Below are 14,025 nucleotides of genomic sequence, written 5' to 3'. Positions count from 1 at the left end.
TGAGCCGTCATTCCCGCGAAAGCGGAAATCTGGTCTCTTCAGTTTCGGTCATTTCCGATAAATTCCTGTTGCTTTTCATTTCTAGATTCCCACTTTCGTGGGAATGACGGCGGAAGGGATAAATCCTCGCAATCCAAAGCCTCGTCATTTCCACAAAAAACAGCAACCCGAAACACCCCGTCATTCCCACGCAGGCGGGAATGACGGATTTTAGGTTGCTGTTCTTTGTTTTCTATTTTTGCGGGAATCCGTTTTTTTGATCGGCTGTGTTTGAATATAGTATTAATAAACATATTATTTTCAATGTATTCAACTGGATAATTGTTTACCTAAGCAAAGATAATTGCCTTTTCCTGACAAATAAGTGAAATCAACGGATTGTCAAAACACAGCCTGAAATAAAAAACCTCCCTGATTTCTTTTATTTTTCCTTAAAATCAGAAAGGTTCGGGATGGTCGGGTTATTTTTCCAAACGTATCGCCGCCCTGCCGATTTCGTATAAAATCCCGCCGTAACCCGATAAGCCCGAACCCTGCCGCCCCGAAAGGCGGGGTGTCAAACATTAAGGAATCGTGATGAAAAACTTTAACGACAAACTCATCCTCATCGGACTGATGGGCGCGGGCAAAACCACGCTGGGCCGGCAAATGGCGCAGCGGCTGGATTACCGTTTTTACGACAGCGATCACGAAATCGCCGCAGCCGCCGGCGTTCCCATCCCCACCATATTTGAAATGGAAGGCGAACAGGGATTCCGTTCGCGCGAAACCGCCATGCTCAAAAAGCTGGTTATCCTGCCCCATATCGTCCTGTCCACCGGCGGCGGCGCGGTGTTAAAAGAAGAAAACCGCGCCCTTATCCGCAAAAGCGGCACGGTCGTCTATCTGCACGCGCAACCTGAGACGCTCCTCGAACGGACGCGCTGCGACAGTAGCCGCCCCCTTTTACAAGTTGCCGATCCCTTAGGCAGATTGCGCGAACTCTATACCGCACGCGACCCGCTTTACAGGCAAACCGCCGACTTCACCGTCGAATCTGGAAACTGCCGGCAAACCATACAAACCCTGCTCAACCTTTTATCCGAATAAAAATCGACGCATGAAAACACTGAACGTACACGCACCTTCGCACAGCTACCCCATCTTTATCGGCAACGGGCTGCTGCCGCAGGCAGGAAGCCTGCTCAAACCGTATCTTGGTAGGCGTGCCGCCATCATTACCAACGAAACCGTCGCCCCGCTCTACCTCTGCACGCTTCAGACGGCATTGGATGAGGCAGGCGTATCCCATTTCAGCATCATCCTGCCCGACGGCGAGGCGCACAAAAACTGGCAGACGCTCAACCTCATCTTTGACGGGCTGATGCAAAACCGCGCCGAACGCAAAACCACGCTCATCGCACTGGGCGGCGGCGTGATTGGCGACATGGTCGGCTTTGCCGCCGCCACCTACCAGCGCGGCGCACCGTTCATCCAAATACCGACCACGCTGTTGAGTCAGGTCGATTCCTCCGTCGGCGGCAAAACCGCCATCAACCACCCGCTCGGCAAAAATATGATCGGCGCGTTTTACCAGCCGCAAGCCGTACTTGCCGACCTGGACACGCTGCACACCCTGCCCGCCCGCGAACTGTCCGCCGGTATGGCGGAAGTCATCAAATACGGCGCGCTCGGCGACATCGGTTTTTTTGAATGGCTGGAACAGCATATGCCCGAACTGATGACGCTCGATCGGGAAAAACTCGCCCAAGCCGTGTACCGCTGCTGTCAGATGAAGGCAGACATCGTCGCCCAAGACGAGACCGAACAGGGCATACGCGCATGGCTCAACCTCGGACACACCTTCGGACACGCTGTCGAAGCGGAAATGGGTTACGGCGTATGGCTGCACGGCGAGGCTGTTGCCGCCGGCTGCGTGTTGGCGGCGCGTTTGTCCGAACAACTGGGCAAAACCTCCGCCGCAGATACCGCGCGGCTCGCCGCCCTGCTCGAAGCCGCCGGACTGCCGTCCGCACCGCCCGTGTTTGCCTTTGAAAAATGGCTGGAACACATGAGCCACGATAAAAAAGTCAGCGGCGGCGTGATGCGCTTTATCGGTCTGAACCGGCTGGGCGAAGCCAACATCACCGAAATTACCGACACGGACATCCTCCGCCGCACCCTGCAACCGTATCTCTGATTAGCCATACCGATGTGTTGCCGCGCGGGTTTGACGCACGATGATGACTTTCCATCATCATTCTCCGCGAAAGTGGGCATCCGGTTATCCCATATCGCAGGGATTTATCCGGAATAACGACAACCTGTCCGCCATCATTTCCGCGCAGATGAAAATCCGGAAATTCAAAATCACAGGAATTTATCCGGAATATAGCGGATTAACAAAAATCAGGACAAGGCGACGAAGCCGCAGACAGTACAAATAGTACGGAACCGATTCACTTGGTGCTTCAGCACCTTAGAGAATCGTTCTCTTTGAGCTAAGGCGAGGCAACGCCGTACTGGTTTTTGTTAATCCACTATAACAGCAACCCTGTCGCCGTCATTCCCGCGAAAGCGGGAATCCGGTCCGTTCAGTTTCGGTCATTTCCGATAAATTCCTGTTGCTTTTCATTTCTAGATTCCCACTTTCGTGGGAATGACGGCGGAAGGGATAAATCCTCACAATCCAAAGCCTCGTCATTTCCACAAAAAACAGCAACCCGAAACACCCCGTCATTCCCGCGCAGGCGGGAATCCAGTCCGTTCAGCTTCGGTCATTTCCGATAAATTCCTGTTGCTTTTCATTTCTAGATTCCCACTTTCGTGGGAATGACGGCGGAAGGGTTTTGGTTTTTCCCGATAAATTCTTGAGGCATTGAAATTCTAGATTCCCGCCTGCGCGGGAATGACGGATTTTAGGTTTCTGTTCTTAGTTTTCTGTTTTTGCGGGAATAATGGGGAAAATGACGGCTCAAAAGTTACGGAACGAAAAACAACCGAAACCGGACAAGTCGGATTCCCGCCTGAGCGGAAATGGCGGAATCTTAAGTTTCCGTCTTTGTTTTCCGTTTTCGCGGGAATAATGGGGAACAAGCCGTATTTCAGACGGCATTTTCAGTTCGGGGTATAATCCGAATACTTGCGACCATCTGAATCATTTGGACAAACTATGTGTCAACTGCTGGGCATGAACTGCAATACGCCGACCGATATTATGTTTTCCTTTGAAGGCTTCCGCCGCAGGGGCGGCATTACCGACCACCACGCCGACGGTTTCGGCATCGGCTTTTTCGAAGGCAAAGGCGTGCGCCTGTTCCATGACGACAAGCCGAGTGCAAATTCCCCCGTCGCCGACCTCGTACGCGCCTACCAGATTAAATCGGAAAACGTCGTCGCACACATCCGCAAAGCCTCGCAAGGTCAAACCTCGCTGGCGAACACCCATCCCTTTATGCGCGAAATGTGGGGCGGCTACTGGCTGTTTGCCCACAACGGGCATTTGGTCGATTTTTTCCCCGAACAGGACGAATTTTTCCACCCCGTCGGCACAACCGATTCCGAACGCGCGTTCTGCCACATCCTCAACCGCCTCCGCACCCGCTTTGCCGCCCGTCCCGACGACGACACGCTGTTTGACGCGATTGCGGGGCTGACGCACGAAATCCGCAAATTCGGACTGTTTAACTTCGTCTTGTCCGACGGCGTATCACTGTTTGCCCACGCCAGCACACTGCTGCACTACATCGTCCGCCAAGCCCCGTTCGGCAAGGCACGCCTGCTCGACGACGATGTAATGGTCGATTTTGCCGAAGTAACCACGCCGGACGACCGCGTTGCCGTTATCGCCACCCTGCCGCTGACGCGCGATGAAACGTGGTCCCAACTTGCCGTGAACGAACTGGTCATGTTCCGCGAAGGCAACATCGTCCGGCACGACCGTCCCGAAAACCCCGTCTATATGAGTGCCGAAGAAGGTCTGGAAATCGCCCGCGCCGCCGGCGTATCGGTTTGACGTTCAGACGGCATCAGGAAGAAATACCATGAAATGCCCGTTTTGCGCCCACCCCGACACCCGAGTTGCCGATTCCCGCCTGATGGAAGAACGCAACGCCGTGCGCCGCCGCCGCCAATGCCCCAACTGCGGCAAACGCTTCGGCACGCTCGAAACCGCCGAACTCAAAATGCCCGCCGTCATCGGCCCGGACAAAAAACGTTCGCCCTTCAATGCACAACGCCTCCGCAACGACCTGACCGCCGCCGCCCGAAAATCCGCCCTGACACCCGAACAGATCGACGAAACCGCCCGCCTGACGGAACTCAGGCTCTACGCTTCGGGTCAGCGCGACATATCCTCATCCGAACTTGTCGAAATCGTGCTGGAAGAGCTGTTCGGGCAAAATACGGAAGCCGCCGTACGCTTCGCCGCGCTGCACAAACGCTTCGACAGCCCGGAACATTTCGCCTCATGGCTGGCGCAAGCCGTCAAAACAGACCGCAAAGCCTGATTCCCCCAACCCATATTGATACGGTATCCCTATGTTTTCGAACACAGATATATCCATGATGGAAAACGCCCTCCAACTTGCCGCTTTGGGGCGTTTTTCCACTTCGCCCAATCCGCGCGTCGGCTGCGTTATCGCACACGGCGGTCAAATTGTCGGACAGGGCTTCCACGTCAAAGCGGGCGAACCGCACGCCGAAGTCCACGCCCTGCGTCAGGCGGGCGAAATGGCACAAGGCGCGACCGCCTTTGTTACCCTCGAACCGTGCAGCCATTACGGACGCACGCCGCCCTGCGCCGAAGCCCTGCTCCGTTCCGGCGTAACACGCGTCGTCGCCGCCATGCGCGACCCCAACCCGCTGGTTGCAGGCAAAGGGCTTGCCCTGCTCGAATCGGCAGGCATCAAAACAGAATGCGGGCTGCTTGAAAACAAAGCACGCGAACTCAACCGAGGCTTCCTGTCCCGCATCGAACGCCGCCGCCCCTTTGTCCGCCTCAAATGCGCCGTTTCGCTGGACGGCAAAACCGCCCTTTCAGACGGCAGCAGTTTTTGGATTACCGGCGAAGAAGCGCGTGCCGACGTACAGGTTTTGCGCGCCGAAAGCTGCGCGGTGCTGACCGGCATCGGCACGGTGTTGGCGGACAATCCCCAACTCAACGTCCGCGACTTCCCAACCCTGCGCCAACCCGCACGCATCGTGTTAGACAGCCGCCTGCGCCTGCCCCCGAACAGCCATTTGGTTACCGACGGACAATCTCCGACCTACATCGCCACCTTGGAACGCGATGAAGACAAATTCCGCCCCTATCGCAAACACGCCCACATCCTGATGCCGTCTGAAACGGCAGACGGCAAAATCGATTTGAACAGCCTGCTGCACCTGCTCGCCGACGAAGGCATAGGGGAACTCATGGTCGAAGCAGGCTCCGAACTCACATCCGCATTTTTGGCAGAAGATTTGGCGGACGAAATCGTGCTGTACCGTTCGCCCAAAATCCTCGGCAACGGCAAAGACCTGTTTTCCCTGCCCGAAAACCGCGCCGCCCTTTCCGCACCGCCCTTGTGGACACCCGTTTCCAGCGAAATCCTCGGACACGACATCAAAACAGTGTTCCGAAAAAACGGCAACGCCTTTTAGAGGGTTTGCGCCGTTTCACTATATAATAACGCCGATAAAAAACGGCCCCGTTCAGACCGCCGCCCGCCCGGAAAAGCGCAACCCGGACTGCCGCACCCCGCCGGCAGCCGCGACGGACTGAAAGCCGTCAAATTCCGATCAAGAAAGGCTTCAGACGGCACAGGCAGAATCCCGCCGCCGTCCGGACATCAAAAATGGACACAAAAGAAATCCTCGGCTACGCGGCAGGCTCGATCGGCAGCGCGGTTTTAGCCGTCATCATCCTGCCGCTGCTGTCGTGGTATTTCCCCGCCGACGACATCGGGCGCATCGTGCTGATGCAGACGGCGGCGGGACTGACTGTGTCGGTATTGTGCCTCGGGCTGGATCAGGCATACGTCCGCGAATACTATGCCGCCGCCGACAAAGACACCTTGTTCAAAACCCTGTTCCTGCCGCCGCTGCTGTCTGCCGCCGCGATAGCCGCCCTGCTGCTTTCCCGCCCGTCCCTGCCGTCTGAAATCCTGTTTTCGCTCGACGATGCCGCCGCCGGCATCGGGCTGGTGCTGTTTGAACTGAGCTTCCTGCCCATCCGCTTTCTCTTACTGGTTTTGCGTATGGAAGGGCGCGCCCTTGCCTTTTCGTCAGCGCAACTCGTGCCCAAGCTCGCCCTGCTGCTGCTATTGCCGCTGACGGTCGGGCTGCTGCACTTTCCGGCGAACACCGCCGTCCTGACCGCCGTTTACGCGCTGGCAAACCTTGCCTCCGCCGCCTTTTTGCTGTTTCAAAACCGATGCCGTCTGAAGGCCGTCCGGCGCGCGCCGTTTTCGCGCCCCGTCCTGCACCGGGGGCTGCGCTACGGCATACCGATCGCACTGAGCAGCATCGCCTATTGGGGGCTGGCATCCGCCGACCGTTTGTTCCTGAAAAAATATGCCGGCCTGGAACAGCTCGGCGTTTATTCGATGGGAATTTCGTTCGGCGGGGCGGCATTATTGTTCCAAAGCATCTTTTCAACGGTCTGGACACCGTATATTTTCCGCGCAATCGAAGAAAACGCCCCGCCCGCCCGTCTCTCGGCAACGGCAGAATCCGCCGCCGCCCTGCTTGCCGCCGCCCTCTGCCTGACCGGCATTTTCTCGCCCCTCGCCTCACTCCTGCTGCCGGAAAACTACGCCGCCGTCCGGTTTATCGTCGTATCGTGTATGCTGCCGCCGCTGTTTTGCACGCTGGCAGAAATCAGCGGCATCGGTTTGAACGTCGTCCGAAAAACACGCCCGATCGCACTTGCCACCTTGGGCGCGCTGGCGGCAAACCTGCTGCTGCTGGGGCTTGCCGTACCGTCCGGCGGCGCGCGCGGCGCGGCGGCTGCCTGTGCCGCCTCATTCTGGCTGTTTTTTGCTTTCAAGACCGAAAGCTCCTGCCGCCTGTGGCAGCCGCTCAAACGCCTGCCGCTTTATCTGCACACATTGTTCTGCCTGGCCTCCTCGGCGGCCTACACCTGCTTCGGCACGCCGGCAAACTACCCCCTGTTTGCCGGCGTATGGGCGGCATATCTGGCAGGCTGCATCCTGCGCCACCGGAAAGATTTGCACAAACTGTTTCATTATTTGAAAAAACAAGGGTTTCCATTATGAAAATCATCCTGACCACTTCTATGTCGGGCTTGGGCGGCACGGAAACCGCCACCGTCCGCCTCGGGCGGCTGCTCAAACGGCGCGGGCACGACATCATCCTTGCTTCTTCGGACGGGCCTTTTGTCGGAGAGGCGCAAGCATCGGGCATCCGTTGGCAGCCGGTTGATTTTTACCGGGGCGGGCTTGCCGGCTACCTCAAAAGCACCTTTGCCTACGCCCGGATGCTGCGCCGCGAACAACCCGACATCATCGACTGCCAAATGGCGCGCGTTGTTCCAGCCTGCGCCCTTGCCGCCAAAATCGTTTCGCCGAAAACCAAAATCATCTACCACTCGCACGGTTTGGACGCGGCAACCTACCCCAAAATCGCCAAACTCTTCGACAAGCTGGGCGTGTACATCATCGGCAACTGCAAACACGAGCGCGAAAAACTCATCCGCCACGGCTTCCCCGCCGGCCGGATTGCCTACGCCTACAACGCACTCCCCCCCCCCGGAATTTTATTTCCGGAAAACCGAAAAAGAATGCGCCGTACTCGGCACGCTTTCCCGTTTGGACACCGTCCGCGCCGTGCATCTGATGCTGGATATTTTGAAGGAAATGGTTGACCGCGGTATGCCCGTCCGCCTCAACATAGCGGGCATAGGAGAAGAAATGGACAATTTAAAAATGCAGGCGGAACGTCTGGGCATTGAAGACAAAGTTACCTTCCTCGGCGGCATACGCGATTTGACCGGCTACTTCAAAGAAATCGACATTTTGGTGAACACGCCGCATTGCGTGGGCGACCACGGCGCAGGTGTCGGCAACAACATCTTGGAAGCCGGACTTTACGACACGCCCGTCGTTACCTACGATATGGCGGGCATTTCCGAAATGGTCGTCAACGGGGAAACGGGTTACTGCATCCCCTTCGGCGACGAAGAAGCATTTATCGAAGCCGTAGACACGCTCGTCAGACAGCCGCTGTTGCGCGAAGCAATGGGCAAAAGGCTGCACGCACACGTCGCCGCACTCTGTTCCGACGACGAAATCTACCGTACCACCATGGCCGCCTATACCATGTAATGCCGTCTGAAAGCCGCCGATGAACATCACCATAGTCGCCCCCTACTGCTCGCTGCCGTCCGAACCGTATTTCAACCGCTTTTGGTATCTGGCAGAACTGTTGTCGCAATCGCACGACGTGTTACTGATTACCAGCCGTTTCCGCCACTACGACAAATCCTTCAGACGGCCCGAAGATGCCGAGGCCGCCTCGCAAGGCCGTCTGAAAGTCATGCTGTTGGAAGAAAGCGGCTACGGCAAAAACGTGTCTTTAGAACGTGTTGCCAGCCATTACCGCTTCGTCAAAAATTTTGAGCAATGGCTGAAAAACTGCCGGCCGGGCGAACAAGACATCGTCTATTCCGCCTATCCGCTGATTGCCACCAACCTGCTGTTGGGCAAACACAAAGCGCGTTTGGGCTACAAACTGATTGTCGATGTACAGGACGTATGGCCGGAGTCTTTCTCCTCGGTCGTACCGTTTTTGAAAAAAGTACCGCACAAGCTGCTGCCCTTTGCTTCACGCGCCAACCGTGCCTACCGCTGCGCCGACGCGCTGGTTGCCGTATCGCAGACTTATCTCGACCGCGCCAAAGAAGCCAATCCGAACGTACCCGGCGAAGCCGTCTATATCGGTACGGATTTTGCCGCCATCGCCCCCCCCCCGCGATTCCGCTCCAAAACCGTCCGCCTTTTCTACTTGGGCACGCTCAGTTACAGCTATGACGTGGAAACCGTGTGCAAAGGTGTTCGGAAACTTTTAGACGACGGCGAAAACGTCGAATTGCACATTATGGGCGGAGGACCCGATTTGGAGAAACTCAAACAATATGAAAACCGCGCCATCAAGTTTTACGGTTATTTACCCTATTCTGAAATGATGTCGATTGCCAAAGCGTGCGACATTGCCGTCAACGCCATCCATAGCCACGCCATGCAGTCGGTTACCAACAAACTTTCCGACTATATGGCTTTGCAAAAACCGATTCTGAACAGCCAGAACAATGCCGAAGTCCTTAGCCTCTTGAACCTGCTGCCGCACGAAAACTACCGTTCCGGCGATGTGGACGGTTTCGTTCAAGCCGCCAAAGATATTTTGAAGCGCAAAAACGACCCCGTTCAGTCCGACGAAATCGTCCGCCGCTTCAGGCGCGACGTTGCCTATCAAAAAATCGTCAACCTGATTGAAAGATTAGCTGATGAATAAATTTTTCAAACGCCTGTTCGACATTGCCGCCTCCGCATCGGGGCTGATTGTCCTCTCACCCGTTTTCCTGATTTTGGCGTACCTCATCCGCAAGAATCTGGGTTCGCCCGTATTCTTCATCCAAGAGCGGCCGGGCAAGGACGGCAAGCCGTTTAAAATGATTAAATTCCGCTCTATGCGCGACGCGCTTGATTCAGACGGCATTCCGCTGCCCGACAGCGAACGCCTGACCGATTTCGGCAAAAAACTGCGTGCCGCCAGCTTGGACGAACTGCCCGAACTGTGGAATGTCTTAAAAGGCGAGATGAGCCTGGTCGGCCCGCGCCCGCTGCTGATGCAATATCTGCCGCTGTACGACGAATTTCAAAACCGCCGCCACGAAATGAAACCCGGCATTACCGGCTGGGCGCAGGTCAACGGGCGCAACGCGCTTTCGTGGGACGAAAAATTCGCCTGCGATGTTTGGTATATCGACCATTACAGTTTTTGGCTGGATATGAAAATCCTGTTTTTGACAGTCAGAAAAGTCTTGATTAAAGAAGGGATTTCCGCACAGGGCGAAGCCACCATGCCCCCTTTCACAGGGAAACGCAAACTTGCCGTCGTCGGCGCGGGCGGACACGGAAAAGTCGTTGCCGACCTTGCCGCCGCACTCGGCACATACGGCGAAATCGTTTTTCTGGACGACCGCGCACAAGGCAGTATCGACGGCTTTCCCGTCATCGGCACGACGCTGCTGCTTGAAAACGGTTTATTGCCCGAACAATTCGACATCGCCGTCGCCGTCGGCAACAACCGCATCCGCCGCCAAATCGCCGGACGCGCCGCCGCATTGGGTTTTAAACTGCCCGTCCTGATTCATCCGCTTGCATACGTTTCCCCGTCGGCAACCGTCGGTCAGGGCAGCGTCGTGATGGCTCAGGCAGTCGTACAGGCCGGCAGCGTATTGAAAGACGGCGTGATTGTGAACACTGCCGCCACCGTCGATCACGACTGCCTGCTTGACGCTTTCGTCCACATCAGCCCGGGCGCGCACCTGTCGGGCAACACGCGTATCGGCGAAGAAAGCTGGATAGGCACGGGCGCGTGCAGCCGCCAGCAAATCCGTATCGGCAGCCGCGCAACCATTGGAGCGGGCGCAGTCGTCGTACGCGACGTTTCAGACGGCATAACCGTCGCGGGCAATCCGGCAAAGCCGCTGCCGCGCAAAAACCCCGAGACCTCGACAGCATAAGCGATTAAAATACACCCCCGTACAGACCGATTTTGACAACACCTGCGGCGTGCGCCCGATTCTTCGGGACGCACCCCTTTCAGACGGCATAGGGTCGGAAATGCCGTCTGAACCCGACGGACAAACCATCATGTTGAACACTTCCCTTTCCCCGTGGCCCTGCTTCACCCAAGAAGAAGCCGATGCCGTTTCCAAAGTCCTGCTGTCCAACAAAGTCAATTACTGGACGGGAAACGAATGCCGCGAATTTGAAAAAGAATTTGCCGCCTTCGCCGGTACGCAATACGCCGTCGCCCTTGCCAACGGCACGCTGGCACTCGATGCCGCGCTCAAAGCAATCGGCATAGGCGCGGGCGACGATGTCATCGTTACCTCGCGCACTTTCTTGGCTTCCGCGTCCTGCATTGTGAACGCGGGCGCAAATCCGGTGTTTGCCGATGTGGATTTGAACAGCCAAAACATCAGCGCGGAAACCGTCAAGGCTGTGCTGACCCCGAATACCAAAGCCGTCATCGTCGTCCACCTTGCCGGTATGCCCGCCGAAATGGACGGCATTATGGCTTTGGCAAAAGAACATAATCTTTGGGTAATCGAAGACTGCGCCCAAGCGCACGGCGCGAAATACAAAGGCAAATCCGTCGGCAGCATCGGACACGTCGGCGCGTGGTCGTTCTGCCAAGACAAAATCATGACCACCGGCGGCGAGGGCGGTATGGTTACGACCAACGACAAAACCCTGTGGGAAAAAATGTGGTCGTACAAAGACCACGGCAAAAGCTACGATGCCGTGTACTGCCGCCAACACGCACCCGGTTTCCGCTGGCTGCACGAAAGTTTCGGCACAAACTGGCGTATGATGGAAATGCAGGCGGTCATCGGGCGCATCCAGCTCAAACGTATGCCAGAATGGACGGCGCGCCGCCGAGAAAACGCCGCCAAGCTGGCGGAAAGCCTGGGCAAATTCAAAAGCATCCGCTTGATTGAAGTCGCCGGCTACATCGAACACGCGCAATACAAGTTTTACGCCTTCGTCAAACCCGAACACCTCAAAGACGGCTGGACGCGCGACCGCATCGTCAGCGAACTGAACGCGCGCAAAGTCCCCTGCTATCAAGGCAGCTGCTCAGAAGTGTATTTGGAAAAAGCCTTCGACAACACGCCGTGGCGGCCCAAAGAGCGGCTGAAAAACGCCGTCGAGTTGGGCGATACCAGCCTGATGTTCTTGGTGCACCCGACGCTGACCGACGGCGAAATCGCATTCTGCAAAAAACACATCGAAGCCGTATTGACCGAAGCCGCACGATAACCCTTCAGACGGCATATGCCGCCTGAAAGCACATACCGCCCCACGATATGACTCTGGAAACCCTGATCGCCCTGCCGCGCAACATCAAGAAAATCTGTTTCCTCATACACGATTTTCTGATGATTTTCATTGCATTCTGGTTCACCCAAAGCCTAAAGGCCGACTACTCGAACGAATGGTTCGACCCTGCCAACTGGCAGTCTTTCCTATTGACCGCGCTGTTGACCATCGGTCTGTTCGTCAGAATGGGGCTCTACCGTGCCGTTACACGCTTCATCAGCTTCCGCATCCTCTCCACCGCGCTGGCAGGCAGCATTGTTTCCGCCGTCCTGTTCTTCCTCAACACATTGATTTTTGAAGAAAGGCTGCGCCTCGCCCTGCCGATTGTCTATTTCTTACTGCTGTTTGTTTCCGTGACCGGCTCGCGTATGGTTTTGCGCGGACTGTTGTCCGAACACCCCAAAAAACAGATGATCCCCGTCATCATTTACGGCGCGGGACGGTCGGGCAGACAACTGCTTGAGGCCGTCAAACAAATGCGCGAATATTCCGCCGCCGCCTTTGTGGACGACGACCCCAAACTGTGGCGCACCGTCATCTGCGGCCTTGCCGTTTACCGCCCCGACGACATCGCCGCCCTCATCGGACGCTACGGCGTGGAAAAAATCCTGCTCGCCATCCCCGGCGCGACTCAGGAACAACGCCGCCGAATCATCAGCAAACTGGAAGCCTATCCGTGCGAAGTGTTGACCATTCCCGGAATGAAAGACCTGATGGACGGGAAAATCAGCATCGGCACGCTCAAAAAAATCTCCGTCTCCGACCTGCTCGGGCGCGACCCCGTCACGCCCGACGACCGCCTGATGAGTGCCGACATCGAAGGCAAAACCGTCATGGTAACCGGCGCGGGCGGCTCCATCGGTTCGGAACTCTGCCGCCAGATTATCCGCCGCCGCCCCGAAAAGCTGCTGCTGTTCGAGTTATCCGAATTCGCCCTGTACGCCATCGAAAAAGAATTGCGCGAAACCTGCATCCAAAAACGCCTCGACACCGAAATCCTGCCCTTTCTCGGCTCGGTGCAAAACCGCACCCTGCTCGAACACGTCATGACCGCCTTTTCCATTGCGACCGTCTATCACGCCGCTGCCTACAAACACGTCCCCATGGTCGAATTCAACACCGTCGAAGGCATACGCAACAACATCTTCGGCACACTCGAGTGCGCGCTTGCCGCCACGGCATCGGGCGTAAGAACCTTCGTCCTCATCTCCACCGACAAAGCCGTCCGCCCCACCAACACCATGGGTGCCAGCAAACGCATGGCGGAACTCTGCCTTCAGGCACTCGCCGCCGAACCAGGACAAAAAACCCGCTTCAGCATGGTGCGTTTCGGCAATGTTTTAGGTTCGTCCGGCTCCGTTGTCCCGCTGTTTGAAAAACAGATCGCCGAAGGCGGCCCGCTTACCCTGACCCACCCCGAAATCACACGTTATTTCATGACCATACCCGAAGCCGCCCAACTCGTCATACAGGCAGGCGCGATGGGTACGGGCGGCGACGTATTTGTCCTCGACATGGGCGAATCCGTCAAAATCATCGACCTTGCCCGCCAAATGATTACCCTAAGCGGCCTCAAACCCAAAACACCCGAACAACCCGACGGCGACATCGAAATCCTCATTACCGGATTGCGTCCCGGAGAAAAACTCTACGAAGAGCTGCTCATCGGCGACAACGTCCGCAAAACCAGCCATCCGCGCATCATGACCGCCAACGAGACCATGCTGCCGTGGCACGAGCTCTCCGCCCTGCTCAACCGCATCCGTGCGGCCTGCGACCGTTACGACCAGCAGGCAATCCGCACCCTGCTCATCAACGCCCCGACCGGCTTTGCCCCGAGCGACGGCATCTGCGACCTGCTTTGGGTACGAGAAACACACACAAAAAATGCCGTCTGAACCTTCAGACGGCATAACGTACAAACCAACCTACC

11 protein-coding genes and 1 pseudogene are annotated in these 14,025 nt (G+C 56.6%); 11 read left to right on the top strand and 1 reads right to left on the bottom strand.

All coding sequences use genetic code 11. The features are described 5' to 3' along the window. Nucleotides 1-38 precede the first annotated feature (38 nt). Nucleotides 39-293 (bottom strand): hypothetical protein, encoded by a 255-nt coding sequence (locus DBY86_RS09325; RefSeq protein WP_107819762.1) that lies wholly within the window; start codon nt 291-293, stop codon nt 39-41. A gap of 283 nt (nt 294-576) precedes the next feature. Here DBY86_RS09325 and DBY86_RS09320 point away from each other — a divergent pair, with 283 nt between their 5' ends. The 11 genes and pseudogenes from DBY86_RS09320 to pglD all read left to right on the top strand — a co-directional run bounded on the left by DBY86_RS09320 (nt 577) and on the right by pglD (nt 13,990). After that, entirely contained in the window at nt 577-1,089 is a 513-nt protein-coding gene (locus DBY86_RS09320; protein ID WP_107819761.1) for a shikimate kinase, read from the top strand. 10 nt (nt 1,090-1,099) lie between these two features. Continuing rightward, entirely contained in the window at nt 1,100-2,179 is a 1,080-nt protein-coding gene (gene aroB, locus DBY86_RS09315) for a 3-dehydroquinate synthase (RefSeq protein WP_107819760.1), read from the top strand. A gap of 972 nt (nt 2,180-3,151) precedes the next feature. Beyond that, on the top strand, nt 3,152-3,994 hold the full coding sequence (locus DBY86_RS09305; RefSeq protein ID WP_061725677.1) for a class II glutamine amidotransferase: 843 nt from the start codon (nt 3,152-3,154) through the stop codon (nt 3,992-3,994). Nucleotides 3,995-4,022: 28 nt separating this feature from the next. After that, entirely contained in the window at nt 4,023-4,487 is a 465-nt protein-coding gene (locus DBY86_RS09300; RefSeq protein WP_061725676.1) for a transcriptional regulator NrdR, read from the top strand. Between the two features lie 31 nt (nt 4,488-4,518). Beyond that, nucleotides 4,519-5,622, top strand: coding sequence for a bifunctional diaminohydroxyphosphoribosylaminopyrimidine deaminase/5-amino-6-(5-phosphoribosylamino)uracil reductase RibD (ribD, locus tag DBY86_RS09295; RefSeq protein WP_061725675.1), 1,104 nt, complete (start codon nt 4,519-4,521; stop codon nt 5,620-5,622). A 194-nt stretch (nt 5,623-5,816) separates the two neighbouring features. Continuing rightward, nucleotides 5,817-7,238, top strand: coding sequence for a lipopolysaccharide biosynthesis protein (locus DBY86_RS09290; protein WP_061725674.1), 1,422 nt, complete (start codon nt 5,817-5,819; stop codon nt 7,236-7,238). Continuing rightward, nucleotides 7,235-8,306, top strand: a pseudogene (locus DBY86_RS14165) (glycosyltransferase family 4 protein). The gene DBY86_RS09290 and the pseudogene DBY86_RS14165 overlap by 4 nt, the downstream one beginning before the upstream one ends. A gap of 19 nt (nt 8,307-8,325) precedes the next feature. After that, the gene (locus DBY86_RS09280; RefSeq protein ID WP_107819758.1) at nt 8,326-9,492 is read left to right on the top strand and encodes a glycosyltransferase; all 1,167 of its coding nucleotides are present in this window, start codon (nt 8,326-8,328) and stop codon (nt 9,490-9,492) included. Next, nucleotides 9,485-10,726, top strand: coding sequence for a NeuD/PglB/VioB family sugar acetyltransferase (locus DBY86_RS13990; RefSeq protein ID WP_107819757.1), 1,242 nt, complete (start codon nt 9,485-9,487; stop codon nt 10,724-10,726). Before DBY86_RS09280 ends, DBY86_RS13990 begins: the two co-directional genes overlap by 8 nt. Before the next feature lie 130 nt (nt 10,727-10,856). After that, complete coding sequence (locus tag DBY86_RS09270; protein WP_107819788.1) at nt 10,857-12,032, top strand: DegT/DnrJ/EryC1/StrS family aminotransferase; 1,176 nt, start codon at nt 10,857-10,859, stop codon at nt 12,030-12,032. A gap of 47 nt (nt 12,033-12,079) precedes the next feature. Next, nucleotides 12,080-13,990 (top strand): NADH-dependent dehydratase PglD, encoded by a 1,911-nt coding sequence (gene pglD / locus DBY86_RS09265; protein WP_107819756.1) that lies wholly within the window; start codon nt 12,080-12,082, stop codon nt 13,988-13,990. Nucleotides 13,991-14,025: the final 35 nt, after the last annotated feature.

Origin of the sequence: Neisseria bergeri (assembly GCA_003044455.1) — a bacterium.
Lineage (GTDB): Bacteria > Pseudomonadota > Gammaproteobacteria > Burkholderiales > Neisseriaceae > Neisseria > Neisseria bergeri.
The sequence above is the reverse complement of the archived record's forward strand: the minus strand, read 5'-3'. Positions and strand labels throughout refer to the sequence as shown.